At 59.9% G+C, this 25,829-nt stretch carries 25 protein-coding genes; 12 read left to right on the top strand and 13 right to left on the bottom strand.

The annotated features are described in order from the left end of the window. Positions 1-7: 7 nt before the first annotated feature. Entirely contained in the window at positions 8-1,105 is a 1,098-nt protein-coding gene (locus tag CA85_RS17680; RefSeq protein WP_186775026.1) for a type III polyketide synthase, read from the top strand. Between the two features lie 86 nt (positions 1,106-1,191). Beyond that, positions 1,192-3,174 (top strand): hypothetical protein, encoded by a 1,983-nt coding sequence (locus CA85_RS17675; RefSeq protein ID WP_146392681.1) that lies wholly within the window; start codon positions 1,192-1,194, stop codon positions 3,172-3,174. Here the strand turns inward: CA85_RS17675 and radC are convergent. Next, positions 3,171-4,118 carry a RadC family protein gene (gene radC, locus CA85_RS17670; RefSeq protein ID WP_146392680.1) on the bottom strand — a complete coding sequence of 316 codons (948 nt, stop codon included), beginning with the start codon at positions 4,116-4,118 and terminating at the stop codon, positions 3,171-3,173. The two genes, CA85_RS17675 and radC, sit on opposite strands and share 4 nt — an antisense overlap. A gap of 64 nt (positions 4,119-4,182) precedes the next feature. Between radC and CA85_RS17665 the strand changes: the two genes are divergently transcribed. Both CA85_RS17665 and CA85_RS17660 read left to right on the top strand, forming a co-directional pair. Continuing rightward, positions 4,183-4,521 (top strand): histidine triad nucleotide-binding protein, encoded by a 339-nt coding sequence (locus CA85_RS17665; RefSeq protein ID WP_146392679.1) that lies wholly within the window; start codon positions 4,183-4,185, stop codon positions 4,519-4,521. Positions 4,522-4,635: 114 nt separating this feature from the next. Continuing rightward, positions 4,636-5,832, top strand: coding sequence for a hypothetical protein (locus CA85_RS17660; protein ID WP_146392678.1), 1,197 nt, complete (start codon positions 4,636-4,638; stop codon positions 5,830-5,832). 65 nt (positions 5,833-5,897) lie between these two features. Here CA85_RS17660 and CA85_RS17655 read toward each other — a convergent pair whose 3' ends face one another. Continuing rightward, entirely contained in the window at positions 5,898-6,911 is a 1,014-nt protein-coding gene (locus CA85_RS17655; protein WP_246112922.1) for a DUF368 domain-containing protein, read from the bottom strand. A gap of 135 nt (positions 6,912-7,046) precedes the next feature. Here CA85_RS17655 and CA85_RS17650 point away from each other — a divergent pair, with 135 nt between their 5' ends. From CA85_RS17650 to CA85_RS17630, 5 genes are all read left to right on the top strand, one after another. Further along, positions 7,047-7,835 (top strand): undecaprenyl-diphosphate phosphatase, encoded by a 789-nt coding sequence (locus CA85_RS17650; protein WP_146392677.1) that lies wholly within the window; start codon positions 7,047-7,049, stop codon positions 7,833-7,835. A 225-nt stretch (positions 7,836-8,060) separates the two neighbouring features. Beyond that, complete coding sequence (gene lexA / locus CA85_RS17645) at positions 8,061-8,618, top strand: transcriptional repressor LexA (protein ID WP_146392676.1); 558 nt, start codon at positions 8,061-8,063, stop codon at positions 8,616-8,618. 104 nt (positions 8,619-8,722) lie between these two features. Next, a complete protein-coding gene (locus tag CA85_RS17640) occupies positions 8,723-9,127 on the top strand; it encodes a ComEA family DNA-binding protein (protein WP_146392675.1) in 405 nt (134 codons plus the stop codon). Between the two features lie 74 nt (positions 9,128-9,201). Further along, positions 9,202-9,522: a metal-sulfur cluster assembly factor gene (locus tag CA85_RS17635; protein ID WP_146392674.1), complete on the top strand. Its 321-nt coding sequence runs from the start codon at positions 9,202-9,204 to the stop codon at positions 9,520-9,522. A 37-nt stretch (positions 9,523-9,559) separates the two neighbouring features. Further along, the gene (locus tag CA85_RS17630; protein WP_146392754.1) at positions 9,560-9,934 is read left to right on the top strand and encodes an acyl-CoA thioesterase; all 375 of its coding nucleotides are present in this window, start codon (positions 9,560-9,562) and stop codon (positions 9,932-9,934) included. Positions 9,935-9,946: 12 nt separating this feature from the next. On the opposite strand, the gene CA85_RS17625 is transcribed toward CA85_RS17630, so the two are convergent. The 3 genes from CA85_RS17625 to msrA form a co-directional block, all read right to left on the bottom strand. After that, positions 9,947-11,182 carry an aminotransferase class I/II-fold pyridoxal phosphate-dependent enzyme gene (locus CA85_RS17625; protein WP_146392673.1) on the bottom strand — a complete coding sequence of 412 codons (1,236 nt, stop codon included), beginning with the start codon at positions 11,180-11,182 and terminating at the stop codon, positions 9,947-9,949. Further along, positions 11,179-12,618: a sigma-54-dependent transcriptional regulator gene (locus CA85_RS17620; protein WP_146392672.1), complete on the bottom strand. Its 1,440-nt coding sequence runs from the start codon at positions 12,616-12,618 to the stop codon at positions 11,179-11,181. The genes CA85_RS17625 and CA85_RS17620 overlap by 4 nt, the downstream gene beginning before the upstream one ends. 457 nt (positions 12,619-13,075) lie before the next feature. Next, the gene (gene msrA, locus CA85_RS17615) at positions 13,076-13,783 is read right to left on the bottom strand and encodes a peptide-methionine (S)-S-oxide reductase MsrA (protein WP_146392671.1); all 708 of its coding nucleotides are present in this window, start codon (positions 13,781-13,783) and stop codon (positions 13,076-13,078) included. Between the two features lie 263 nt (positions 13,784-14,046). Here msrA and CA85_RS17610 point away from each other — a divergent pair, with 263 nt between their 5' ends. After that, the gene (locus CA85_RS17610; protein WP_146392670.1) at positions 14,047-14,484 is read left to right on the top strand and encodes an acyl-CoA thioesterase; all 438 of its coding nucleotides are present in this window, start codon (positions 14,047-14,049) and stop codon (positions 14,482-14,484) included. Positions 14,485-15,239: 755 nt separating this feature from the next. Here the strand turns inward: CA85_RS17610 and CA85_RS17605 are convergent. The 7 genes from CA85_RS17605 to CA85_RS17575 form a co-directional block, all read right to left on the bottom strand. Next, positions 15,240-16,220, bottom strand: a complete 981-nt coding sequence (locus CA85_RS17605; RefSeq protein ID WP_146392669.1) for a GDP-mannose 4,6-dehydratase — start codon at positions 16,218-16,220, stop codon at positions 15,240-15,242. 175 nt (positions 16,221-16,395) lie between these two features. Next, on the bottom strand, positions 16,396-17,814 hold the full coding sequence (locus CA85_RS17600) for a hypothetical protein (protein ID WP_186775025.1): 1,419 nt from the start codon (positions 17,812-17,814) through the stop codon (positions 16,396-16,398). After that, positions 17,811-18,011 carry a hypothetical protein gene (locus tag CA85_RS17595; protein WP_146392667.1) on the bottom strand — a complete coding sequence of 67 codons (201 nt, stop codon included), beginning with the start codon at positions 18,009-18,011 and terminating at the stop codon, positions 17,811-17,813. The genes CA85_RS17600 and CA85_RS17595 overlap by 4 nt, the downstream gene beginning before the upstream one ends. Positions 18,012-18,148: 137 nt before the next feature. After that, positions 18,149-18,943 carry an inositol monophosphatase family protein gene (locus CA85_RS17590; RefSeq protein ID WP_146392666.1) on the bottom strand — a complete coding sequence of 265 codons (795 nt, stop codon included), beginning with the start codon at positions 18,941-18,943 and terminating at the stop codon, positions 18,149-18,151. A 5-nt stretch (positions 18,944-18,948) separates the two neighbouring features. Continuing rightward, complete coding sequence (locus CA85_RS17585) at positions 18,949-20,070, bottom strand: serine/threonine-protein kinase (protein ID WP_146392665.1); 1,122 nt, start codon at positions 20,068-20,070, stop codon at positions 18,949-18,951. A gap of 205 nt (positions 20,071-20,275) precedes the next feature. Continuing rightward, positions 20,276-21,283, bottom strand: coding sequence for an RluA family pseudouridine synthase (locus CA85_RS17580; protein ID WP_146392753.1), 1,008 nt, complete (start codon positions 21,281-21,283; stop codon positions 20,276-20,278). Between the two features lie 95 nt (positions 21,284-21,378). After that, complete coding sequence (locus CA85_RS17575; protein WP_246112920.1) at positions 21,379-22,527, bottom strand: YfgM family protein; 1,149 nt, start codon at positions 22,525-22,527, stop codon at positions 21,379-21,381. Positions 22,528-22,883: 356 nt separating this feature from the next. Here CA85_RS17575 and CA85_RS17570 point away from each other — a divergent pair, with 356 nt between their 5' ends. Both CA85_RS17570 and CA85_RS17565 read left to right on the top strand, forming a co-directional pair. After that, a complete protein-coding gene (locus CA85_RS17570) occupies positions 22,884-23,660 on the top strand; it encodes an NRDE family protein (protein WP_146392752.1) in 777 nt (258 codons plus the stop codon). A 252-nt stretch (positions 23,661-23,912) separates the two neighbouring features. Then, entirely contained in the window at positions 23,913-24,182 is a 270-nt protein-coding gene (locus CA85_RS17565; RefSeq protein WP_146392664.1) for a hypothetical protein, read from the top strand. Positions 24,183-24,348: 166 nt separating this feature from the next. Here CA85_RS17565 and CA85_RS17560 read toward each other — a convergent pair whose 3' ends face one another. Next, the gene (locus CA85_RS17560; RefSeq protein WP_146392663.1) at positions 24,349-25,785 is read right to left on the bottom strand and encodes an oxidoreductase; all 1,437 of its coding nucleotides are present in this window, start codon (positions 25,783-25,785) and stop codon (positions 24,349-24,351) included. Between the last annotated feature and the right edge of the window lie 44 nt (positions 25,786-25,829).

The raw sequence follows: 25,829 nt of genomic DNA, 5'->3' as shown, positions 1-25,829 counted from the left end.
GTCAAGCATGGCTCACCTTCTTTCCGTTGCCTCAGCAACACCGCGCCATCAAGCCGACCGAGCGTTGGCAACGGCGCAAGCGCAGCGGATGTCCTGCCGCACTCCACGCGAGGCGGACACGGTCGAGAAGCTCTTCCGACGGGCAGGCGTGGAGACCCGCGGCAGCGTACTGTTGGATGAACCCACTCCGGGAACGGTGACCCAGTCGTTTTATCAAGCGTTGAGTGTCGACTCGCACGGGCCCACCACCGACGCGCGAAATCAACGTTTCGTCCAAGAGTCGGGGCCGCTGGCGCAGGCCGCTGCGGCCCGCGCGGTCGAGCAGGCCGGTTGCCATGGAGAGCAATTCACCCACCTGATCACGGTTACCTGCACGGGGTTTGGTGCTCCTGGGTTCGACATCGATTTGATCCAGGGCTTAGGCCTGCCAGCGACCACTCAGCGTGTGCAGATTGGGTTCATGGGCTGCCATGCCCTGATCAACGCCTTCCGCACCGCCCGCGGGCTGGTCGCGGCCGATCCGGCAGCCTGCGTGTTGATCAGCAGCGTGGAGCTGTGTTCGCTGCATTATCAATACGGATACGATGCTCAACGCATCGTTTCGGGGTCACTGTTTGCTGATGGTGCGGCCGCAGCGGTCGTGGCGGGACGCGATTTCGCGGCCGACCATCGACAAGACCCCACCCCTGAAATCCTAGCGACCGGGTCGTGCTTGGTTCCCGAGAGTCGCGATGCGATGACATGGTCGATCGGCAATCATGGGTTCGAAATGACGCTCCGCGCCAGCGTCCCTGGGCTGATCGAAGCCAGCCTCGCAAGTTACCTCAGCGGTTGGTTAGCCGATCACGGTTTGGACCTGGGTTCCATCGGCGGGTGGGCTGTCCACCCGGGAGGGGTGCGCATCCTCGATGCCGTCGAAACCTCGCTCGGTCTGGCACCGGAACAGTTGCAAATATCACGCAGCGTACTGCGACAGCACGGCAACATGTCCTCAGCGACCCTGGGCATGGTGCTGGAACAGTTCGCTCGGAGCGCGGTCCCTCGGCCTTGGCTGATGCTGGGATTTGGCCCAGGGCTGGAGATCGAAGTCGCGCTGATTCGTTAAGATTCCGGTGCTGGTGGGCCGTGCTTTTGCTGGCAGATTAGTTAGACTGCGGGGGTTATCCGGCCTGTAACTTGACGAAATGTCCTATGCTCAAGCAATTATTGTTCACAGCAACCCTCCTGGTTGGCGGGTCTGCTCCGCTGCCGAGCCCCTTGGCTTCGGTTTGCTCTGCGGATCAGCCCATTGGTTCGATTGCCGCCGAAATTGCGTGGGCTCGAGCAGAGTTAGACCCTGAGCGGTTGCCTCGTTTACCAGAGGCCGAGGCGGCAGTTCTCGACGCCATCGATGAGTGTGCCGCTTCGCTGCAGGGCCGGGCCGGTGCGGAGAATGCAGCAGCGTGGATGCGTTATTTGAACCTTGGCCCGTTGACCGAGGCGATCCAAACGGGTGAGTCCGTCGGCCAGCGGGGCCGCGCCGCGGTGGAGTTGGAGTCTCGCCTCCGTGATGTTCACCCGGGTCTGGAAGTGGAACCGATCGTCTCGCTGAGGGATGTGGTCCAGCGATACATCGCCGCCCTTCGGTACTCCGATCCGAAACGCGGTCTGGTCGCGGTGCAGCGCCAGCTCGATGTCTTGGCGGAAATGATGTCGCTTGATTCCGACGATGACAGCACCTCCCCTGCGACCGCGGACGGAGATGACGCGGACCCTGGGCAAGAATCGAGAGGATGGAGCGACTTGTCGCCCGAAGAAGTCGCCCAGGTCGATTTGATCCTCGGCGGACTCGCGGACGCCAATCAAGCGAGCGAACTGATCAGCCAAGTCCAGTCGCACTACAACCACTGGAACATTCGCGGGTGGGTAGACGGTCAAGCCGTGGCCGATGCGATCGTGCGGCCGGTCCACACTCCCAATGTGGTCAATGATTGCATTTTGGGGACCCGGATGATCGGTCAGGCCCGGGTCGACGGGAACGTGACCGGGCAACTTTTGCCTGCCGAGGGATACGTGCGGCTGTTGATTCGGATGGACGGTCGGTTTTCAACGACCGCTCGCGGGTACCACAAACCAATCACGCTCGACACGACCGGCACGGGGCGAGTCTACGCGGCGCGCCAGCTGGCGATCACCGAGAAAGGCGTCCAGCTCGGCCAGACTGTTTCCACCGCAGAACTGTCCACCCAGATCAGCCGGATCAATCACCCGTTGAGGATCGTGCGGCGGATCGCCAGCCAGCAAGCGGCGGAACAACGCCCGCTCGCCGAAGCGATCTCCCGCGAAAAATTGCGGACCCAGGTCCACAGCCAATTTGATGAGCAGACCGCCGAGATGGCAGGCCGAACCTTTCCCGGGCTCGACTCGGTCGTGAACCCCTGGTTGCACCGGCTCGATTTTCCGGAGTTGATTCGCACGATCGGATCGCGTTCAGACAGTGTCTACGCGCAAGCGAACCTCCAGAGGAAACATGGCTTGTCCGCCCCGACCGAGCCGCCGGCACTGGACTCGCTGTGGTCGCACGATGGCGCCGGCGTGTTACCGGGGCGGTATCTCGCGGCTGTGCAGGTGCACCAAAGCGTGATCGATAACTCGATCTCTCAACTGCTCGCCGGGCAGACATTCACGCCAGATCGGATCGGGCAACTCGCCGAGACACTCGATCTCGAACTCCGCAACAGCCCCGACGCCGTCGGGGCGGCCGATGATACTCCCGATCGAGAGGACTACGAAGTTGACTTGGCAAGCTTTCGGCCAGTTTTCATCGAGGCGGACAATCAAGCTTTGCGTCTTGGACTACGCGGCACACGTTTTGCCCAAGGGGGCCGCGAGATGGATCGGACGCTCCAGGCCACTGCAACCTATCGCCCCGTTCGCAGCGAGGACGGCGAGATGTGGCTGCGCCGGGACGACGTTGTCGAACTATCCTTCCCCGGCAACCGCCGCTTGACGATCAGCCAAACAGCGATCAAGACGAATATGCAGGAGAGTTTTAACGAGCTCTTTCCAAAGGAAATGTTGCGCCGCACGTTCTCGATCCCCGACACCGCTAAGGTACCGAGCTTGGCAGGGCGGGTGCTGCGGATCTCGGCCATCGACCTCAGTCAGGGCTGGATCTCAATCGCGGTTCGCTAAGAATCTTCGCGGATGCTGACGCAACGCTGCCTCGCGACGACAATATGGTCGAGAACGACGATGCCGATGAGTTTGCCCGCTTCGGTCAACCGATCGGTCACCGCATGGTCTTCGCGGCTCGGCGTGGGATCGCCTGAGGGATGATTGTGAACCAGCAGCACGGCGGCGGCCGCGTCGCGGATCGCGGGGCGGAACACCTCGCGGGGATGGACCAATGAGGCGTCGAGCGTGCCGACGGTAATGCGGTGCGAGCGGATCGGTTTGTGCTTGGTGTCGAGTGTGACGATGTGGAATTCTTCTTGGACTGCATCGCCAGCGAGATAGGCGAATTTTTCCGCGCAGTACTGTGTCGCTTCGATCGTCGACGTGATCTTGTGAATCTCGGCGGGACGCTGACGCGCCGATTCCGAGGCTCGCCGGCCGAGTTCGAGCGCTGCCATGATTTGACAGTAGCTCGCTTTGGTGACCGCGGGCGTGATATCGCGGAGTTCAGGCAAGCCCGTGTCTCGGAGTCGGTCGAGTTCCTCGTGGAAGCGATTGGCGAGCTTGTGACCACCCGTGACAGCCGATTCCCCGACGATGCCGACGCGGATCAAGATCGCGAGCAAATCGGCATCTGACAGCGATGCTGCGCCGAGTCGTAGAAGACGCTCTCGGGGGCGTTCTTGTTCCGGCGTCTCTTTGACTTGATCGCCGTGGATGCGACGGTCGATCCATTGGTCGACCGCGACAACCGGGTTCGGGCTGGTCCATTCATAATGGATCTCGTCGTCTTGTTTGACCGTCGTGAGCACGCCAGCCCGGACGACCTCGTTGACCGTGCGAGTGACAAACCCACTTGTTTCCTCGCCAACAATTTCCGACATTTCGCTGCGCCGGAACCGTTTGCGCTGTGTGAGCGGATAGAGTACGCTTTGATATCGCGTCCGTCGCAGTTCGCTCATCGGCCCCTCTCCATCATTGCATGAAATTGGTTGGATTGGACGCCACTTTTTTGAAATGGAGCCTATGTCAAGTATATTCAGCAAAATCATCGCCCGGGAAATCCCTGCCGACATCGTATACGAAGACGATGACTGTTTGGCGTTCCGGGATATCTCGCCCAAGGCTCCCGTGCATGTATTGGTGATCCCCAAGCGGGAGATTGTCTCGCTTGCGGATCTCACGGTCGAGGATGAAGCCGTGATGGGACGGTGCGTCGTCGCCGCGTCCCAGATCGCCGCGGCCGAGGGGCTCGGTGGTGGCTACCGGTTGATCGTCAATTGCGGAGAGGACGGTGGCCAGGAAGTCCCGCATCTGCATTTTCACCTCTTGGGCGGCAGGAAAATGAGCTGGCCCCCGGGTTAGCAGACCGAATCGCTCCGCCGCCGGCATCGATGTAGTTTTGCCCGCTCGCCGAAGGACCACTGGATCCTTTAAAAACCAGGCTTTCTCGTCAAGCTCCTCCCCAAGAAGTATTTCATGTTGTTGCTCACGTTGGAAGGTTTCGCCCCGGCGGCGCTCTCGTGCTACGGATCGTCTTGGAACCGCACCGAGTCGATCGACGCCTTGTCGGCGACTGGAACGACATGGGACCGGGTCGTGACACCGGTGGCCGATCCAGTCCGGCAGCTCGATCGTTGGCTGTCCCACGACCGGTTTCCAGCGCACGACATGGTTGTTGTGACCGACGATGAGCGTCTCAGTAAATTGCCTTCTGCCGATGCAATCGGCGAGTTGATCGTGATCCCCCCACCGGCCGATGGCCGTGTCGCTGATACGATGGAGGAAACCCTGTTCGCATCACTCGCAGCGATCGCAGCCGAGCAGCTGGCCGACAATCCGCACGTGTGGCTGCATAGCCGCTTCCTGACCCGCGGCTGGGACGCGCCCCGCGATCTCTTTCCCGTCGACCAACTCGACGAAGCTGACCTCGAGCCGCTGGACGCATCGGAATCGCTCGAACGGGAGTTCGCCGACGCGGGGGAGCTCGATGGGCGATCGAACTTGCCCGCGATCTTTCCTGATTGGCAGCCGCCCCACTTCGCGTTAGAAGCGAGCGACGATCCCGATCTTGTGATGGCATGGATGCGCACCTACGGCTGCCAGATCCGACTCATCGACGCTCTCTTCGGACTGTTGCACGACGTCGCCCCCGCTGCCGGTCAGGACGCGATTGTGTTGGCGGGGACCAGTGGCTTTTCACTCGGACAAAACGGCGCAGTCGGGCATCGGGCGGGCCCGCTGAGGTCGTGCCACCTGCAGGTGCCGTTGATCGCAAGCTCGTTCGAAGCGGGGATCTCAGGCGTTGGGATCCGAAATCCCAATGTGACTTCCGCTGACCGATTGCCCGACCTGATCGCCACTCTCGCCAACCGGCCCACCCGTTCTCCGCTCAGCCCAGAGGCGTGGGCGGCCCGTCAGCCGCAGGAAGACGCGAGTGCTCAAGACGGGATTCTGACTAGTCTGGGTGAGAGAAATGTCGCGGTCACGACCCAGGATTGGTTCTTTGTGGCAGGTGGCGCGGGGGCGGAGAGCGACGCGATCTCCAGTGAGGAGGATGTTAGCTCGCTCGGCCATCTGTTTCTGAAACCTGACGATCTCTGCGACGTCAACGATGTCGCGCGTTTGAAGGTGGGCACGTCGACGCAGTTCAGCGAGCTCCTTCAAGATTCCTGAGGCAGGTTATCGCTTGATAGGGCTGAGATGCCGGGGCCATTTTCCACGACCGCTTGCGCGTCTCGCTAATCCGACAACCCGGTCAGCCGTTGGGTCACCCGGTCAGCGATTAGCACGACGCCTCCCGCGATGAGTGCCAATGCGATCAGCAGGATCAGGCTGCCGTCGTACTGCGCCGGGGTGATGAAGACGGTTTCTTGATATTTGAGTTCGAGTTCGGCTGTCTCCGGTGTAACAGCTTGGAGCGGCCAGAGTCGGCCGATCGAGCCGATCATGAGTCCGATCAAGGTCGCCATGGTGACGTCGCGGTGGTGACTGAGCAGATAGTTGAGTAGCCGCGAGAACGCCAGTAAGCCGAAGCCACAGCCGAGCGTGAAGACGGTCAGGCGGATGATCAGCAGCGGATCGATGTCGAGTTGGAAGAATTGCTTCACCATTCCGATGACGGGCTCGTAGACACCGAGCAGCAAGAGGATGAACGCGCCGCTAATGCCGGGTAGGATCATGGCGCAGATCGCCACTGCAGCGCTCAGGAACAGATATCCCAGGTTGATCTCACCGGGGCTGGCGGGGATCTGTGAGATCGCCAACGCGGCGACGGTCCCGACGACCATGGCGAGAAAGCGTCCTGGGGTCCAGATCGCGACGTTGCGCCGGACCACCCACACACTGGCCAGCACCAGCCCAAAGAACACCGCCATGGTTTCGTTCATGCGGTGCTGCAGGAGCCAGTGCATCAGGCCCGCGAGGGCCCCGATCCCGACGACGATGCCGATTGCCAGGGCAGCCAGGAAACGCAGGTCGATTTTTCGTGAGAGGGCACGAAATTGGCCACTCAGCAACAGTTTGACAGCGTCGCTATCGATCTGGCTGATGGCGGCGATCAGCCGGTCGTAATGCCCGAGGATCAAGGCAATCGTGCCGCCGCTAACCCCGGGGACTGTGTCGGCGGCCCCCATGCAGAACCCGCGAAAAATATTGACGGCGTCCCGGCCGATCGACGCGGTCGGCGGGCGCGAGTCCCCTGCAACGGTCGCGGGGGAAGCCTCACAATCATCAATATCAGAAGGGTTCGTCACAGTTGAGTTCGCTACCGAGAAGATGTGCGGAAAAATTCAGTCGCCGAGGTGGGACTGGATCCTGGCTAAGGTAGTTTGCTACATGTCCCTTGCAATGCCGCATCCCAAATCGCACTTTTTTGAGATTTCGACGACGTGACTGATCTTCTCCGTGTTTTCGTACTCGCTGTCGTCCAAGGGATTGCAGAGTTCTTGCCCATCAGTTCCTCGGGGCACCTCGTTATCCTCAACGATCTGCTGGGCGGGCTCGGCGAATCGGCAACGCTCGTCATTATCCTGCACGCGGGCACGCTCGGTTCCATTCTTGTTGTTTATTGGCGGCGGATCCTGGATCTCATCTCACGAGATCGCCGCGTGATCGGACTGATGGTCGTGGGCACGATTCCGGCCGTCGTGATTGGGCTGACGATCAAAAAACTGTTTCCTTGGTTGACCGAGTCCCCGCAGGTGGCCGCGCCCATGCTGATCTGCACCGGCATCCTGTTGATAGCGTTGGGGAAACTGCCGGCCCGGTCGGGAAAGTACAGCCATCTGAGTTGGGCGGGAGCGTTCCTGGTGGGCTGTTTCCAAGCCGCTGCGATTCTGCCAGGGATCAGCCGGAGTGGTTCGACTATTTTCGCTGGGCGTTTGCTGGGCTTGAGCAAGGAGGACTCGGTGACGTTCTCGTTCCTGTTGGCCATCCCAGCAATCTGCGGCGCCGTGACGCTGGCCATCAAGGACCTGGTCGACGGTAGCGAAGCGGCCAGTGAGTTGCCCCTGTTCACTCTCATTCTCGGCGCACTGACCGCATTCATCGTCGGTATCGCCGCCTTGAAATGGCTGATCCGGTGGAGCCAAGAGGATCGATTGCACTGGTTCGCCTACTGGTGCATTCCCGTTGGAATCGCGTTCACCCTGTACTACTGGGGGGGAGCGAACAGTTAAGGCACGGTATTTGCACCCATGTTGTCAGTCACGTGCCGCTAGCGGGCTGTCGGATTGACTCAGCCGGTTTGGCATTCTCATTGATTCGAATTTCGATGGATCAGTGCGAACGCCTGCACGGCTGATATCCCCACACTGAACTCAACGGATACGTTCCCTTCCCCAGCGGGGCTGGCGAGAGCAGGTCATTGAGTTCACGTTCCGATTTACGTCCTTAGAGAATACATGGATAAACCCCAACTTACCGACCGTCAACAACACGTTTACGAACTGATTCGCTCGCTGATCCAACAGCGCGGCTACGGCCCCACTGTGCGTGAGATTGGAGAGCATTTCGGGATCAAGAGCCCCAATGGCGTCATGTGTCACTTGCGTGCCCTCGAGAAGAAAGGGCTGATCACTCGCAAGGCAAACAAGTCGCGAGCGATCGAATTGACCGACGAGCATGCTCGCAGCGCCACAGCGATGCCGTTGATGGGGATCCTCTCGGAGCATCCGTCGCGTCGCGGAGATGGCCCCAACGACGTGATTGACCTCGGGAAAGTTCTAGCCACCGAAGATTGTTTTGTGGTCCAGGTGTCCGGCGGTTCCTTCATTGACAAGGGGATTCGCGATGGTGACTACCTGATTGTCGATCCCAACCGAGAGCGTCGCGAGGGCAGCGTTGCTGTCTGTCAGCAGGCGGGCGGGGAAGTATCACTGCGTGTCTGGGAGGCGGCTCTCGAGCCTACCGTTGACGTCCTCGGTGTGGCGATATCGATGGTCCGTCAATCAATTTGCTAGCAAACTGGTGGTGACTGCTCCCTCTCTTCTTGTTTGCATGCGGGCGTCGGCATCGCCTAAACTGAAGTGAAATCGGTTACTTTTCGACTGCCGATGGAGGCGATGTGAACGGGATCAGCACGACACGAGGACCGCTCCAGACCACCAGTTTCAACTGGATGCTCGTCGTTGTGGGGCTGGCTTTTGCGATCGGGCCAAAGATCGGTGCAGTGACCGGCCTTGGACCGCTGTCCGAGCCGGCCTCCGGTGTGCAGCCGGACGAGCCTTCTCGTGCGAGCCCCTTGATCCGATTGCGTTTGAATGACGCCACGGCACAGGAGCTCGGTTTGCTCCCTCAGATTGGCCCCAAGATGGCCGAACGCATCATCAGATACCGCCGCGCCCAGCCCTCCATGGAAAGTTGGGCGGACATCGAGAGCATCCCGGGCATGGGCCCCTCCACGATCCAAACGATTCGTCCCTGGTGTGCGATCGATCCTTCGACTGGCGATCTCGCCAGCAATCATTGACCTAGCCGCCGGGCCGTTCTATTGTGCTAGGGGATGAACTCTTCCCTCCGCATATGTGTTACTGGAATGGTGAAATGGCATTAGCCGAAGATAAGGTTCGCGAAGCCCTTAAAGAGGTGATCGACCCTGAATTGTACGTCAACATCGTCGACCTTGGCTTGGTGTACGTCGTCGCCGTGGGCGATGAAAAAGAGGATGGTCATCACGACGTGAACGTCGAAATGACTTTGACCAGCCCCATGTGTCCGGCCGGACCGCAATTGGTAGCCGGGACGAAGGCAGCCGCGGAGTCGCTCGAAGAGGTTGATCTCTGTGAGGTCAAAGTGGTGATGGAACCGGCATGGTCGCCCGAGTGCATGACCGAGGAAGCCCGCGATCACCTGGGCATCTTTTAAGGTGATTGTTGCGAGTGAGCCGGATGACTCCAGCAGCCTGCTGCGACATCAGCTTGAGTTACGCGTGGCCTATCAGGAAACCGACGGTCAGCGCCGGGTCCATCACGCGAACTACCTGAATTATTTCGAGCGCGGCCGTGTCGAAATGCTCCGCAGCATTGGCCATGATTACAAAGCGATCGAGGACAGCGGCAAGATGTTGGTGGTGACCGAAATGAAGGTTCGCTACTACGCCCCGGCCGACTTCGACGATCTATTGACGGTCACGACCGACGTGCTCGAGGTTCGCAAGGTGCGAATGCGCCATCGTTATCGAATCCACCGTGGCGATTCGCTGTTGGTTGAAGCGGATTCCATGATCGCCTGCGTTGATCGTCGCGGCAAGCCTGCAAGGTTGCCCGACCTTGGCTAGCTGACTCTCTCATCAGGAGGCTGGTTTCGCACCCATGGGGTGCTTGAGGATGCCGATGACGGTGTCGATGAGAGCATCGACATGTTCCTGCTGGTGGGCCGCCGACAGGGATAGCCGCAACCGGGCAGTGCCTTCGGGCACCGTGGGTGGGCGGATGGCCGGCACATAGTAACCTTGCTCGCCGAGTCGTCTGCTCAGGTCGACGGCACGCTGGTCGCTGCCGACGATCAGGGGCACGATCGGGATGCCCGATTCGAGTTCGCTCCAATCCCTGCAGGGCATGAGCGTGGTCTCGTTGTGGAGGCGGCCTCGCGCGTGCTGAGCGAGCCTGGTCAGGTGTTTCCGCCGCTCCTGCCAGGCTTCCATTTGCTCGATCACTCGGCAGGCTCCCGCTGCTGCGGTGGGAGCCAGTGCGGTGCTGAATATCAGTGGTCGACAGAACTGAATCAGGTAATCGATCACGACCCGTGGCCCGGTGACAAAGCCGCCTTGATGGCCGACCGCTTTGCTGAGCGTTCCGATGCGGATTCCGATTCGTTCTTGCAAGCCAACGGCTTCGCATAACCCGCTGCCGCGTGCACCGAGAACGCCAGTCCCATGAGCTTCGTCAACGAGCAGCTGAGCGTCATGTTGATCAGCCAGGTCCACGAGTTCGCCCAACGGGGCGACATCGCCGTCCATGCTAAAAACACCGTCGGTCACAATCCAAACCTGGTTGAACTCACTGCGTCGTTGCGAGAGGATCTCGCTGACTGCAGCGACGTCGCGGTGTGGGTACACCAGGCACTGCGCTCGAGAGGCGCGGCAGCCATCGATCAGAGACGCATGATTGAGCTCGTCGCTCAAAATCAAGTCTCCCGCGCGGCAGAGCGTGGCCACGCAGCCGCTGCAGGCAGCGTAGCCGGAGGGGAAAATCACCGCCGCCTCACAGTTTTCCGCGGTAGCGATCGCCTTTGCTAATCGCTCGTGATGGGGTGTCCAGCCGCAAACGAGAGCGCTTGCCGCTGCGCCACCGGGAACGCCCGCGGCCTCCCCTGCGGTGCCACCGCCTCTGTCCTGACCGACCGAGACCAATGCGTCAGCGACGACACCGAGATAGTCATTGCCGCCGAAGTTGAGCCGCCGCTGGCCACCGGCGTCGATGAGCCAGGGGCCATCCAGATAAACCGGTTGGACCTGCCGCCGCCGTCCCTGCGCGGTCATCTGTTCGAGTGCGGCGGCGAAGTTCGCCAGCGGACCGTCGGTCACGCGGACGATTCCCCGTCTTTCTTTTTATAGTCATCGAGACGGCGATAGAGCGTCCGCGGAGCGATCGATAGGATCTTGGCTGCCTTCTCCCGGTTGTCACCGGTGTATTTCAGCGTTTCTTCAATCGCCCATCTCTCGATCGTGGCAAGCGACTCTCCAATCAATGCGTCTGGACCGGTCAGCAGTCCCGATGGTGACTGCGAGTCGTCGCCGTCGCCAGCGGTTTCATCGGTCAATTCCGGCGGCAGGTCGTCCTCGTCGAGTGAACCGTCGGTATCCAAAACCACCATGGTTTCGACAAAGTTCCGGAGCTGACGGATGTTTCCCGGCCAGTCATACGCATAGAACTTCTTGGTGACCGAGGGAGAGAAGTGGGCTGCGGGTTTACCGTGCCGGCGGAGGAACATTTTTCGAAAGTGATCCATCAGCGGGATCACATCATCGCGTCGTTCACGCAGCGCCGGCAATTCGATGGTGACCACCTTGAGGCGGAAATACAGATCGTTGCGAAACGTGCCTGCGTCGATCATTTCTTCGAGCGGTCGATTGGTGGCCGAGATCAAACGCACGTTGACCTTGATCGTTTTGTTGCCACCGACGCGGGTGATCTGGTTCTCCTCGAGCACCCGCAGTAATTTGATCTGCGTGCTCATGGGCATGTCACCGACTTCGTCGAGAAATAAGGTCCCGCCGTTGGCGTATTCAAAGGCGCCCTCGCGGTCGGAGACCGCATCGGTGAAGGAGCCTTTGACATGGCCAAAGAGTTCGCTCTCGACAAGACTTTCGGAGACCGCTCGCGTGTTCAACGCGACGATTCGCTTATTCCGTCGCGGGCTGTTCTGGTGGATGGCTTGGGCCACCATTTCCTTCCCTGTACCGCTCTCACCGGTGATCAAGACGGTTGCGTCGGTGGCCGCGATCCGTTTCAGGCGATCGATGACCGTCTGCATCTTATCGCTGGTGTAGATGATTCCTTCGAACCCGAATCGTTCATCGAGTCGCTGCATCAGCTCCGTGTTCTGGCGGCGAAGTGCGATCTTCTCAGCCGCCTTGCCAGCGATCGCCCGCAGCCCTGACGGTGTGATCGGCTTCTCTAGAAAACTAAATGCCCCTTTCTGCATGGCCTCGACCGCGATCGGGACCGTGGCGTGCCCGGTCACCATCACGATTTCACAATCAGGCAAGCGTTCGCGCGCCAGTTTGAGCACTTTCATGCCATCGATATCGTTCATCACCATGTCGGTGATCACGATATCGAAGGTATCGCGTTGGATCCAATCCGCTGCTTGCGGCCCACTGGTCGCGACCTCGCAGCGATATCCAACCTTCTCCAGGCTCTCGGTCATCGCCCGGGCGTGAGCGGCTTCGTTATCAACAACGAGAACGCGAAAGTCGCCATGATCCAGCTCGGCGGGGGCATCGGATTCCGGATTCATCGAGCTACCAAAACATCGTGCGAAAGAGTGACGGACAGTGGGGGACCACTGAAAAACTTAACGCACGACGTCAGAAAAACCTAGGGTTCCTGCCGATAGGATTTTGCTGCAATCTCCCTTCGTGAGAGGGATTACTCTTGGCTCATCCGACGGAAGCGTGCGCCCGAGGTTTTCAAGGCATGGCTCCCGTATCGAAGGATTTATTTGAGGGATGTGATTATCAAAGTTAGACTGGCACTGGCGGGAGAAACGGAGCCGAGCTCTGCCGAGGTGCTGGCTTGGCAAGGGATATCTCGGTCGCCAGCGTTTCCCTGCAAAAGCGGTACGCCAATGGTGTTGTCGGTCCCTGGCGAGCGTTTGTTCGTCAGGGACGCATTTTTGAACGATCATTGGATACGAGAGCCATGCCTCGAAAAACCTTCCGCTGTGCTCTGCGCACGCTTCCGTCGGATGAACCTTACTTTTTCAGTTCCGGCTTGATCTTATCGCGAAAGTTGTAGTTGAACTTGCGCACCTTGGGCAGCACCACACGTTGGCAGTAGGCGGCGTAGGGGTGTTTTCGGAAATAGTCTTGGTGTTTTTCTTCGGCGACGTAAAACTTGCTCGGCTCGGAGAGCTGCGTGACGATGGGGTTTCGAAACCCACCTTTTTCGTCGAGTTCACGGATGTATTCGGCCGCGATCTTCTTCTGTTCATCGTTTTGATAGAAAATGGCGCTGCGGTACTGGGTTCCCTCATCGACGCCCTGGCGATTGAGCGTGGTCGGATCGTGGGTCTTGAAGAACACCTTGAGCAGTTCCGCGAAGGAGGTCTTGGCCGGGTCGTAGAAAATTTGCGATGCCTCGGCGTGGCCAGTTCTTCCCGTGCAGACCTGTTCATAGGTAGGCAGAGGAACGGTGCCGCCGATGTATCCCGAAACGACATCGTTGACCCCGTCCATGCGTTCAAAGACCGCTTCGGTGCACCAGAAACAGCCCCCCGCGAGGATCGCGACGGCTTGTTCAGGTTCTTCGGTCTCGGGGCTAGCAGCCGGTGCATCGCTTTCGTCGGCACGGGCGATCGGGGTGAGCGCGTGAGCGGTGATTATTGCCAAGAAAATTGTCAGCGCGACCATCACGCGAGGCGCGCGAGAGATCGATTTGAGCGTGCGAGAGCGGCAGGACATCAGAAAACTCCAGTCGAGCGGGCCGGTTTGTTCGGGACTTTGTGTGAGCTATTTTACGCTGTTGCGTGCCTGAGGGATCGATCGGGCTGGTAGGATTCTCGGTTTTTGCCGTATTTCGATGGCCTTTCTCGTAGTTCGCCGAAGCGGAGCAGGCCTCTTTGGGGCTCCCTTTTTCGGATAGGCTCTTAGCAAAAGTCGTGCTGTCTCCTCGCCGATGATAGGTAGCACCCCTCCATTTTTCCTCCAGATCGTGCGTTCTCCATATGCCTTCGGATTACTTTGACTTCCACCATACGGTCACCGACGACGAAGTCGATGCCCAGGCTCATGTGCATAACCTGAGATACCTGCAATGGACGCTATGGGCGGCCCGCGATCATAATGCGGCGACAGGCTGGGACGCTGCCGAGGCCCTGGATAAAGGGCTGGGATGGGTGGTCCGCGATCACCAGATCACCTACCGCGCCGCCGCTTTCGGTGGTGATGCGATCGTGATTCGAACTTGGTTGAGCGGCATTCACCGTTACGCCTGCACGCGAAACTATCTGATCTGCCGCCCTGCCGATGAGAAATTGCTGTGCCGGGCGAGCACGCGTTGGGTGTTCGTGGACCTGAGGGAGCACCGAGCATTGGAGGTGCCCGCCGAAGCCGCTGCCGCGGCGATGCTGCGCCCGTCGCCGCCGCCCCTGCCGTGGCAGTGAACGCCCCGTTGCCTACCCGCTGATCGAGTTGCAGCAAAACAGGCTCCCGTGCCGGCCTAGTGGTCTGTCACGACTTATTCTTAGGGTAGTGGACGAGGCGACGAGTCCTGAACTGGCGTCAAATCCAAGGACTCGTCGCCTCTTGTTGATTACCCATTAGTTTGCTCCCCCGTGTGCTTGTCACACGGGAAGCGACGTTTTGAAATTAGAAAACCGCGGTATCGACACACGTTCCCCTGTCAGCTTGTCTGACAGGAAACCAAGTCGATAAACTTTGCTGTCATGCGGGGCAAGCCCGCATGGGAGCGGGGTGAATGCTCCATCTTGATCTAATCACAAAACGGTGATTCCTGTCAGACGAGCTGACAGGGGATCTGGTTTTGTGGGTAATGACCAGCTCGTCGCCTCGTCCACTACGATCAACCCTAACTTTTAACTGTGACAGACCACTAGGGTGCGCTGTTCAAAACATGGGATTGACGTCAGTTTCGGTTGATTTCTTGGAGGTCGTTTCTGTCCTGAACTTCACCCTCCCGAGCGCAGCTGGGGAGGGTCGAGAAACGAGCCTTCAGCGAGTTTCTCGGGGAGGGCTCAGTCGCCGTTTCACGGCAATGGATGCGTTTTGCCAGTGCTCGGCCCCTCTCCGACGAGGCTTCGCCCGTCGACCCTCCCCAAACTTCGTTTGGAGAGGGTAAAGTCATAAACCTGCGTAAGCCCAATCGAGCGTCCCCCCGCAAAGGTTGTGCAGCGGCCGCTCAGGGCAGCTGAAGTTGCCCCGACCAAGGTTGGTGCTCCAGATACCAGTTCACTGACGCGTCGATCCCTTCGTCGAGCTCGACCTGCGGCGTCCAGCCAAGCAGGTCATGGGCTTTTGAAATATCCGCCGAGGTAATCTTGATGTCGGCTTTGTGAAACGTCTTGTGCTCGATTTTGGCTTTCTTGCCGAGCCGTTCCTCGAGCATCGAGATGATCGTGTTGAGTGAAACCGGCGTCCCGCCACCGCCGAGGTTGACGACCTCGTACCCGACCGGTTGGAGTGCCGCGATCGTGCCAGCAGCGATATCGGAAACGTAGGTGAAGTCGCGAGACTGCTCGCCATCACCGAAGAGTTCAATCGGAGTGCCTTCGTCAATCCATTTGATGAATCGAAAAATACACATATCCGGCCGGCCGGCCGGTCCGTAGACCGTGAAATAGCGGCACACCGATACATCGATGTCATAGAGGTGATGATAGGCATAGGCCATCGCCTCGGCCGCTTTCTTGCTCGCTGCGTAAGGCGAGATCGGCGTGTTGACGGGCAGTGTTTCGACAAAGGGCATCGGCTGCCCGGCGTACAAGGACGACGTCGATGCTAAAACGTATTTTTTCACACCGTGCTGCTGCATCTGCTCGAGCAAATTCAGGCTGCCCATCGCATTGGTGGTCATGTACACGTGTGGATTTTCCATGCTGTATCGCACGCCGGCGCGGGCCGCGAGATTCAACACACCGTCGAATTGGTTGCCGTCAAAAAGTTCCCGCAGCGTGGCAATGTCCTCGATGTCGCCACGAACTAGTTCGAACTGCTCGGGAGTGTGTGATTGCAATCGCTCCAGTCGATGTTCCTTCAGCCGCACGTCATAGTAGTCATTGACGTTGTCGATGCCGATGACCTTGTGCCCAGCTTGGATCAGTTGGGCGGCGACTTCGTTGGCGATAAATCCAGCGCAACCGGTTACGAGATAAGTGGCCATGAGCGATTCGATCTACAGGCGGGTTAGTGAAAAATGAACAGCGGCCTGTAGTTTAGTCAGTGTTTCGGTCTCGGATAGCCGACTTCAGGCGTTCGATCCACAGTGTGAATGCCCTTCTCAATCCAACCCACTCAAGAATCGACCGGCAAGTGCGGCCGCGTTGCTCAAGGCTGCCTTACTGCGCCCGTTGTTTCTCCAGTCGATCCTGGTAGTCGGCAACGATGGCGTCGTAGTCTCGGTGGATACGGTCGGGCACGTTGATGCCAGCCATGGCATCGCGAATGACGGCAAACGTGTTCGATAGGGTGCTGGAGTTGATTGCCGTTTCGGTCAGCAGAACCTTGCCCGTCTGGCCGTCTGCAGCGGGCTGCACAAGCGCCATCGCACCGGCGTCCAGCCGAAGCTGTCGAGTCAGTTTGCTGGCGCCGCGAGGGTCGACGATGGTGACGGCGGAGGCGGGGAGTCCGCGCAGGGCATCGCTAACCTCGCGATCGGCGGAGACCACGATGACTTGGGTTTTTCCCGACTGAGCAGAGGCCAGGGCGGGTACCGCTGGCATCCAAGAACGCAGCCAGGCGGATCGGTCGGATGCATCGTCGGGCGGGATCGCAATGAGCAGAAAACGACGTTCGCCGGGGCTCGTCACGGGGTCCGCTAAGGACGCCAGTGAGACTTGACGGCCGATCAGCCCGGAAGGTGGTGGCGGCGGGAGCGGCACGAAGGCACCAACCCATTTGGGGTCGCGGGGAGGATAGGGAAATGTCGAGGCTTGACCGGATCGCGGCGGCTCAAAGGTTGCTGAAAGCAGTTCCAGTCGAAGTGACCAATCGCTGCGATCAATCCCAGCACCGTTTCCCGCGAGATCGGGGAGCGGCAATTCGACACGTCTGATCAAGCTCGTCGTTGGATCGATCCAGAAAACAAAACGCTCCGATCGCGATGTCGCCGCGATGCGTTGCAGCGACGCGCCGTCGAGCGACGCCGAGTCAATCCACTCGAATTTTGTCTCCGGTGTGAACAGTTTTTGCATCGGGTCGTCAGCGAGCAGCCACTCCAGTTGGGGCGGCGGCCCAGCCAATCCCGCCGAGAGCCGTGCCCGCAGCACCTCGTCCGCTAAGACTCGTTGGAGGGGCAAACGATCCGCCATCGCCGATCGCCAAGTCTGGCGGAGAACCTGAGCGTCAAAATGCGAACTCTCGGGTTCATCAAACCAAGCATGCATCTCGATCTGTTCACGGTCGTGATCGGAAGTGTCGGGGCTCGCCAGCACGCGAATGCGCGCGGTGTAGGCTTCAACCCTGAGATCATGGGGTGTGAAGTGGACCTTCAGCGGAGCGGTTTCCGTTTCGCTGGAGCGGAACGATTTCGCTCCCGGAGCCTGCAGGACGACTTCCCCATCATCGTGGTAGTACGACGTCACCTGGTAGCGACGGAATACGTTATGCAAACGCGTCTCTGCATCGACCTGAGGGACCGAACTCACCTCTGCCCTTGGCGGTGGGTCGGCGGGGCGGCACCCGGTTGCCAACAGCGGAATCAAGGCGAGCAGGGTCGTGGGGAACCGCAGGCGGCTACGCAGTGGCAACGTGATCAATCCTTGGCATCCTTTCCCTGCCTGAGCGAATTTAGCTTGAGCGGTTTGCAAAGCAAGCGTTTCTCTTGAGCGGCGCGACCGCATTTGCGGCACACCAGCGTAGCTCCAGCGATCTGGTCGGCGAGTAAGGGGAGGGCCTGCTCCAACGTATCGCGATCCCATTTGCAGATCGCTTTCTTAGGCAGTTTGGCAGACATGCGGGTTCGCAGCGGAGGAATAAAAACGCAATACAGCAATCAGCCGTCAGTCCCTGATTTTAACAGTCCAGAGTTGCCCGGTGCAGTTCGAATCTGTCAGTCGCTCTTTTGCGAGCCCACTCAGCCGAGCAGTCCACTCAGCGGAGCAGTTCGACCAGTTTGAAGTGGAGGTCGGGCGTGGCGGCGACCACGAATTTGGGGGCCCAGTCGTCAAACCGGCCGCCGTCGTGGGCCGTCAGCACCGCGCCGGCTTCGCGGGCAATGACCGTTCCGGCAGCGGAATCCCAAGCTGCCACGTTGGTTGCCCAGTAGGCGTCGAGTCTGCCGTCAGCGACGTAGCACATGTTCAGCGCACAGGAGCCAAGTCGCCGCAATGATTGGCATTGTTCGAGCGCCCGCAGAAACCGCCCCACTTCGGGTGAGTCGGGGGTCACACCCGCGCGAAAGCTGCAGGCCACGAGGCTGGTATCGAGCGAATCGGCGTCGCTGCTCTTCATCAATCGATCGTTGCAGCGTGCGCCTTGGCCGTCGATGGCGGTAAAGCAATCTTGCCTGATCGGATCGTAGATCACCCCGAGTCTCATCTTGCCCCGCGCGTACAAGCCGATTGAGACTGCGAACCCATGCAGCCCGTGGACATAGTTGACGGTGCCGTCGAGTGGGTCGACAACCCAGCAGGGGGGCGCATCGACGTCGCCGGCACGGACTGCGGCGGGCGGATCATTCTCGCCCTCTTCCTCACCCACGAACGCGTAGCTCGGGTAGGAGCTTTCGAGGATCGCTCGGATGGCGCTCTGGGCGGCCAGGTCGGCGTCGGTGACGAGGTCCTTGGGGGCTTTCTCGCTCACCACGCGATTTTCGTATCGCGCCATCAGCTCCTTCGCTCCTGCGCGAGCAGCGGCCAGAGCGACGTGCAGGTGATCGTTGTCCATGGGGATCAGTCGTTTTCGAGATGTCGGAGTTCTTCGAGCCAAAGACGGATGTCGTTGTCGTACTCGGTCGACATGTTACTGAGGATTAACTGGCGATGGAACGCCGCCGCCCCGCCCTGTTCGACATGCTCCGCCTCTTCGGCACTGATGAATCGCAGACTGGGGTCGGGCGCGATCAGGCCGCGCAAAAAGTTCATCAACAATTGATTGCGAAGAACCTCTTCGGGCAAGATGCGTTCGAGGTTTTTGGGCAGCTCCCATTTGGCTTTCAAGAATTCGGACAAACTGGTCATCCCTGAGCAGGGATTGACCCCGGCGAGCAGTTCGATCAGGACATAGCCGAGGCTCGCCAAGTCGCTGCGAGGAGTCGCGGGGCGGTTTTCAAGCACCTCGGGGGCTGCGTAAATCGGGGTACACTCGCGGTCGTTGGGCGGATTGCGGAAGTCGATCGACGAGCCCATGTCGATCAATTTGGCGTGTCCACTGCGTTTGAGCATGATGTTGGCGGGTTTGACGTCGCCATGGACGATGCCCTCGCGATGCAAGGCAGCTAAGGCGGCGAGGCATTCCCGGACGATCGCCACCGCAACCCCGGCTTTGAAGCGGGATTGCTCGACGCCCTCGGTCATGATGACATCGTTGATGTATCGCCAGCGTTTCGGGTGGACGTAGTCTCGGAGCAGTTCGAGACAGGGCGGCATGACGAGTTGGCGAAGGTCGTAGCCGTCGATCCATTCCATCAGCATCACACGGATGCGGTCTCGCTCGAAAAAGTTCTGCACATCGAGCAAATTATCGTGCTGGATCATCGCCACGCGCGCGGCGATGGACGCCACCCGGTGCATCGCTTCGTCGTAGGAGCGGGCATCCTTGAAGCGTTCGGGCGAGAAGATCTTCATCGCCACGGGAACGGTAAACCCGTCGGTGCCCCGGTACTCGGTGAGGTAAACCTCGCCCTGGCCACCCCGGCCGAGCATCCGCAATAGCCGGTAGTGTCCCGTCCACGATACCTTGCGGTCTCGGGTGAGTTCGTCGTAACGGTTGACCAGCTTCGGGTCACTCGTTTGCGAGGGAGTGCCGAGGCAGGTCACCGTGGGGGTGGGTTCGAAACGCGTGGTCGCTGGCATGGCTATCGGCCGATTGTGGCGGCTTCCTTGTCACCTTGATTCAACGCGTAGTCGGTCGCCAGGATCGTCGATACGAGAGCTTCCGATTCGCTTTTCCTTAGAAGGAGTACAGAAGCAAATGCGTGTCGATGGTTCGCAATCCGCCACACTCTTTCTATTTCTCAACGCAGTATACTCGGACTCGCGCAGAAACACGAACCGAGGTTCAATCGAGTAGGTCAATAACACGCCGTAAGTCGGCGGGTAAGGGGGCTGTGAAGGTCATTTCGGTTTGTGACTGCGGGTTCAGCAGGGTCAATTGATGAGCGTGCAGGGCCTGGCGATTCAGGATGATTTCATCGTCGTCCGCGGATCGCGCACCGGCACCGGCCCCGGAATCTGGATCCGCTGCGAGTGGTCTGCCCGCAGCCCGCGATAGGGCCGCACGGGTGAGCACCGCGTGGCCTGCATACAATCGATCGCAGAGAATAGGGCAGCCGATATGAGCCAGGTGCACGCGAATTTGGTGCGTTCGGCCTGTTTTGGGGGAGACTTTGACCTGCGTCACTCGACCGTGTCTGGCCGTGACCTCGTAAAAGGTGGACGCTTCTTTGCTCGATTCGTGGTGCTCGCGAATCGCCTGTTTGTCACGTTGATAAGGATGTCGACCAATTGGGGCGTGAATCCAATCTCGGTCGCGATCCAAGCGCCCTGCCGTCAGGGCAAGGTAGGTCTTCTTGACGAGTCGGTCGTGCCACTGCGCCGCGAGATGAAGATGGGCCGCGTTGTTCTTGGCGACGACGATCACGCCTGAGGTGTCGCGATCAAGCCGGTGAACGATTCCCGGACGTGTCGGACCACCGACATCGGAAAGTGATTGAAAGCGGAATGCCAAAGCGCTCGTGAGTGTTCCCGTCCAGTTCCCGCGGGCCGGGTGGACCACCATGCCCGCCGGTTTGTTGATGACGACCATGCCATCATCTTCATAGAGAATATCCAGCGGAATGTTTTCGGGCACCGTGTCGTCGCTCGACTCGGTCGGCAGTCGAAAACGAATGCGTTGCCCGCTGCGAACCTTGAAGCTCGGCCGTACGATTCGTCCGTCGACCTCGCCGCCGTCGTCTTGCACCGCCAGGCGGATTTGCGAGCGGCTGTGCCCGTCACAGACCTGAGTCAAGAACAGGTCGATTCGCGCGCCGTCGGCAGAATCGGGAACGACGAATTCCCGTACCACCTGATCCGATTCGGCCAGCGGGCGGGCGGGATAGCGACCGTGTTGCCCGCCCCGATCTGGGCCGGGCGCCGCGCGGTCATCGTCGCAGGGGATGCTCAAGAGTTTGAGGGGGCTTCCAGGCCAACGGCGTCGTCACCCTCGTCACCGCTCGATTCGGAATCCGTCTCGGCGGGGGCGTCGGAAGGTTCTTCCGCTGGAGCGTCTGCTGGCTCCGCCGCAGGCTCTGGGTCCGAGTCGGCTGCGGGTTCGGCGTCGGCTTCAGGTTCGGCGTCGGCAGGAGCCTCCTCTTCCATGGCCGCTTCCGGCTCGGTGCTTGCTTCCTCGACGGCGGGTTCGTCCGCAGTCGGTTCTTCAGTGGCCGGTTCTTCTGCCGCGTTTTCCTCGGTGGCGGTTTCCTCTGCAGTCGGTTCGTCGGCGGCGGGCTCAGCGTCGCTGGCAGCTTCCTCGTTGCCGGCAGGTTCGCTCTCACCGGCGCCGTCTTGGGCAGCGGGCTGGTCCATCGCTTCCTCGGTGGCGGCTGCGGGCTCCGGTCCAGTCGAGGTTTCGATCTCGGGGAAGTCCAGATCGGGCAGGTCTGGCAACATCTGGTCCGACGGCAGTGCCGGTGGCAGGCTGGGGTCGGCCGGGGTGAAGTCTTGTTCGTCAAACCACGTCAGGAACGATTCCGCCGCCGGTTTCGACAGCAGGGCGATGCGCTGTTGAGCTTCCGTCGTCATCGCCTCGGATTCGCCGGCCTCCATCGTGGCCTCGTATTGAGCGATCGCCTCGTCGGTATCGCCCAGCGACTCGGCAATTCGAGCCAAGCCATAGTGGGCCCGCGATTGGATGAGAATGTTATTGTCGTCGCTCAGCGACAGCGCCTCTTCGTAGGCTGAGCTGGCTTCGGCGAGGAGTTCTTCGGCTTCGTCACGGCTGGAGAAGAGGGAGTTGATCCCTGCCGCCATCTTTTGGCTGCCTTGATACAGCCGGGCCCAGGCCGCCATCGGCGTCTCGGGGTAAGTCGCCGCCACAGTGGCCAGCATTTCGCTGTCGCCTCGAACTGAGCCCTCCATCAATTGGTAGGTTGCATCGCTGCGCTGCTCAGCCTGCATGCTCGAGTAGAACCCCCATGCGAGCAGCCCGATGAATGCAATCGCCAACACCGCTGCGATCGGTTTCGAATAAGGCTCGATCTTGGTATTGATCCGGTCGATGGCCGAGGCTAGCTCGTTCTCCTGGAGTTCATGGCGTCGCTCGCTATTCATGGGGGGGTCGGTCCAAACCGTTAGAGAAAAATTCCGTGGTCGCAAACGCCCTCGGTGCGCTGCGATGCGGGCGAGAGTATAGAAACCTCGCCGCGGGAGCGTCAAGGTAATCATGGGCGCCAAGCGGACGTGAAACCATGGGGATTTCGCTTCCCAATCGGCAAACTCTGCCATTGCCGGCAATAAAAGATCACCAAACCACCCATTAGGGGGTGTGTCATCGATGAGTGCGTAGTTACATTGTGTCGCACGTGAATCACACCAGGCTCTCATTCGGGGCATCGAGCTCTCGAGCGAGGGCGATTGCGTGCGTGAGACTGGAAATCACTGATCTTTGAAAGTTGGATGTCTCCCTGATGTGCTTACTAGCTGTTCAGTACCGTTTGGTCCCCGAAAGTCCTATCCTCGTCGCGGCAAACCGCGAGGAGTATGTGGATCGGCCGAGTCAAACTCCGTCGATTCAATCGGGAAAACCTCGTGTACTCTGTGGAATCGATCAAAAAGCCGGCGGCACCTGGTTGGGTGTCAATCAGAACGGTCTCTTCGTTGGCTTGACGAATCGTGCGACCGTGAACCCCCTCTTCGGCCAACGCTCGCGGGGTCAACTCGCAATGGACCTGCTGCGATGCACGTCGTCGCGGAAGGCTCTCGAAAAGGCTCATAGCGAATTTGCCAAAAATCGCTACGAGGGTTGTAACATTATCCTCGCCGACGCCAAAGCTGGCTACGCGATCCATGCCGATGAACGGCAAGAGGTCGTTGAGTTGCAGGAGGGGCTGAATATCATCGGTGCCCGTAACCTCAACGACCCCGAGGACCCTCGCGTGCAGTTGGCCCGTCGCCTGCTGACACTGCAGACTCTCGATTCGCCCGTCAAGTTCCTGGCCGTCGCTAGCAAGGTCTTTGCCCGCGCACCGGTCGGCCCCGGTCGGCCGAGTATGGTCGTCCGCAACGGCGACTACGCCACCGTATGCAGCACCCTGATCGCACTCGGCGTCAAGCCTCGGGATGCAATCTATCAGTTCAGCAACGGTGCTCCGGACCAGAACAAGTACGAAGATTACTCTCCGATGCTGCGGGATATCCTCAGTCGTGGTCTGCGGGAAGCCCGCACCAAGGCCAAGGTTTCCTAACGCCTGGTCAATACGTCGGGTGAAGACGTTTCCGGTGGTGTGTGCGACGCGCAGGCCACCGGCCGCTTCTCCATAGCGCCTTCCGCGTTGAGCAGCTTTCGGGTGAATCGCAGAGCGTTTGCTGTGGATTTCCGTCGGCTGAACCTCAATGAAGTGATGCGGAATGTTTCCTCCCGATTTAAATGGTCCGGCGCGATGTCGACTGGTAGATTCACCACTAGCTTGATCTCGCCAGTTAGGTGGATTGTCGCCATGCTTCAGTGGACACAGCGTCGAGCGATCGACCCTTCCTTCGTCCTTCTCGGAGTGCTTGGCGTTGCTGGAGCGATCGCACTTCTGCTGATCCATCTACCCATCGCGGGGCCGCTGCCTCTTGTGCTCGGGTACCTTTTCTTTTTCGCAGTGTTCATCCCGGCATTTGTTTGGGCGTTGCTTGCCAAAGCGCGCTTGCTTGAACATGCTGACGCTGACATGCCTGTTCATCAGGTTGTAGGTGACGACAAAGTTGACGTCCCGGACTAATTGCCGCCATGGCCTCCCGGCGATCAAGAGACCGCGGCGGCGTCAAAAGCTCGCCGCGCATCTACGTCTTTAGCAACGCACGATCAATTTCTGTCGTAGTGGACGAGGCGACGAGTCCAAAGCCGCGGGACTCGTCGCCTCGTCCACTGCTAAAACCGACACTTATTCATCGTGTGTTGCTTAATTTCGCCTTGGCCGCTTTGAGCAATTCGCGTTCAGGTCGTTTTTTGTAGAACGGATCCAGCGGGTAGCAGCCGCTGAGGATGCCCTCGCGCGGCGCGGTGGTGCAGTCACTGAAGGTGCGGCAGACTTTCTTGCGCTGCCAGTCGCTGCCAGCGATCACATCGGCGGGCAGTTCGGGGTAGGACAGGACCATGCGTCCGAGGCCGATCGAATCGGCCATGCCGCGATTCACAACGGCTTGGCCGACCTGAGGGAGGTAATCTTGCAGATACGTGTAGCCCGATCCGATGAAGGTCATTTCAGGGTGCTGTTGCTTCAGTTCGGCGACGGCCGCGATCTGGCGGGCGACACCAGCGAGCGGATCTTCCGGTGGCTGGTATCCGTCGCTCGGCGGGAAGAACGCAGGGCGTTGGATGTGTGGGTTGTAATACGGGCTGCCCGCGGTCGTGCAGACCATGCGGATGCCGATTTCCTGCATCAGCTCGATCAATCGACCGGGCTCGGTCAGATCGATTCCCTCGCCGTCGAGGGTTGCTCCAAACACCTTGTTGGCTTCGCTCTCGGGTTCGGGGATGCCGATGCGGTCTTCACCGGGGCAGTAGGGAACGAAGTCGAACACGCTCAGCCGCACGCCGATGTTCAGCCCCGACGTTGCGGCGCCAATGCCGTCGACGATGTCGCGTAGGAAGCGGGTGCGATTTTCAAAGCTGCCACCGTACCGGCCCGGTCGGTCGACCGCCGCGAGCAGTTCGTGGCCGAGGTAGCCATGGCAATGCTTGATGTCCACAAACGTGAACCCGGCCCGCTCGGCAGCCACTGCGGCGGTGATGAAATCGTCTACCAAGCCACTGATGTCGTCATCGGACATGACAGCGGAGTCGTCACTCACGCCGACACGGCGGTCGAGAACGCGGTTGCGCTGCGGCACCCGCGGCTCAGCTTTTTTCTTGTCATTGGGGCGCGCGTACCGCCCGGAATGGGTCAGCTGGATACCGACCATGAGGTCGTCGGTGCAGTCGAACTGTTCCGCGTGGGCGGAGACGAGGAGTTCGCGAAGTTCGGCGATCTCGCTGAGATTGCGTTCATTGATCAGCAGTTGATTGGGGTTGGCGCGCCCATCACGCCGGACCGCGACCGCTTCACCTCCCCAGATCAGTTTCGCTCCGCTGAGTCCAAAGTTCCGCCATCGCCGCCGCGTCAGATCGGTGGGCTTGCCGTCCTCGGTCCCGTCCCAGCCCTCCATGGGCAGGATGCAGAATCGGTTGCCGATCGAGCGTCCGTGCACCTGAAGCGGGCGTGCCAGAGGCGAATCCGGCCCGGAGAGGACATGGTCATCAAAGGGCAGTTCGATCGACGACTGCGATAAATGGCTTCGGAAAGCCTCGCTGGTTTTGAGGCTGGCGACGCGGGGATAGATCATGGAGCAACATACTGAGCAAAAAGGAAAACCGGCTCAGAGTATAG

The organism is Allorhodopirellula solitaria (assembly GCF_007859855.1).
Lineage (GTDB): Bacteria > Planctomycetota > Planctomycetia > Pirellulales > Pirellulaceae > Rhodopirellula > Rhodopirellula solitaria.
Note: the sequence above shows the minus strand (reverse complement) of the source record. Positions and strands in the feature narration are given on the sequence as shown.

Bases quoted from the DNA above. Each gene is read 5' to 3' on its own strand.
- CA85_RS17680 (WP_186775026.1), top strand. From the start codon at position 8: ATGGCTCACCTTCTTTCCGTTGCCTCAGCAACACCGCGCCATCAAGCC.
- CA85_RS17675 (WP_146392681.1), top strand. From the start codon at position 1,192: ATGCTCAAGCAATTATTGTTCACAGCAACCCTCCTGGTTGGCGGGTCT.
- radC (WP_146392680.1), bottom strand. From the start codon at position 4,118: ATGAGCGAACTGCGACGGACGCGATATCAAAGCGTACTCTATCCGCTC.
- CA85_RS17665 (WP_146392679.1), top strand. From the start codon at position 4,183: ATGTCAAGTATATTCAGCAAAATCATCGCCCGGGAAATCCCTGCCGAC.
- CA85_RS17660 (WP_146392678.1), top strand. From the start codon at position 4,636: ATGTTGTTGCTCACGTTGGAAGGTTTCGCCCCGGCGGCGCTCTCGTGC.
- lexA (WP_146392676.1), top strand. From the start codon at position 8,061: ATGGATAAACCCCAACTTACCGACCGTCAACAACACGTTTACGAACTG.
- CA85_RS17635 (WP_146392674.1), top strand. From the start codon at position 9,202: ATGGCATTAGCCGAAGATAAGGTTCGCGAAGCCCTTAAAGAGGTGATC.
- CA85_RS17620 (WP_146392672.1), bottom strand. From the start codon at position 12,618: ATGAATCCGGAATCCGATGCCCCCGCCGAGCTGGATCATGGCGACTTT.
- msrA (WP_146392671.1), bottom strand. From the start codon at position 13,783: ATGTCCTGCCGCTCTCGCACGCTCAAATCGATCTCTCGCGCGCCTCGC.
- CA85_RS17610 (WP_146392670.1), top strand. From the start codon at position 14,047: ATGCCTTCGGATTACTTTGACTTCCACCATACGGTCACCGACGACGAA.
- CA85_RS17605 (WP_146392669.1), bottom strand. From the start codon at position 16,220: ATGGCCACTTATCTCGTAACCGGTTGCGCTGGATTTATCGCCAACGAA.
- CA85_RS17595 (WP_146392667.1), bottom strand. From the start codon at position 18,011: ATGTCTGCCAAACTGCCTAAGAAAGCGATCTGCAAATGGGATCGCGAT.
- CA85_RS17590 (WP_146392666.1), bottom strand. From the start codon at position 18,943: ATGGACAACGATCACCTGCACGTCGCTCTGGCCGCTGCTCGCGCAGGA.
- CA85_RS17585 (WP_146392665.1), bottom strand. From the start codon at position 20,070: ATGCCAGCGACCACGCGTTTCGAACCCACCCCCACGGTGACCTGCCTC.
- CA85_RS17575 (WP_246112920.1), bottom strand. From the start codon at position 22,527: ATGAATAGCGAGCGACGCCATGAACTCCAGGAGAACGAGCTAGCCTCG.
- CA85_RS17570 (WP_146392752.1), top strand. From the start codon at position 22,884: ATGTGCTTACTAGCTGTTCAGTACCGTTTGGTCCCCGAAAGTCCTATC.
- CA85_RS17565 (WP_146392664.1), top strand. From the start codon at position 23,913: ATGCTTCAGTGGACACAGCGTCGAGCGATCGACCCTTCCTTCGTCCTT.
- CA85_RS17560 (WP_146392663.1), bottom strand. From the start codon at position 25,785: ATGATCTATCCCCGCGTCGCCAGCCTCAAAACCAGCGAGGCTTTCCGA.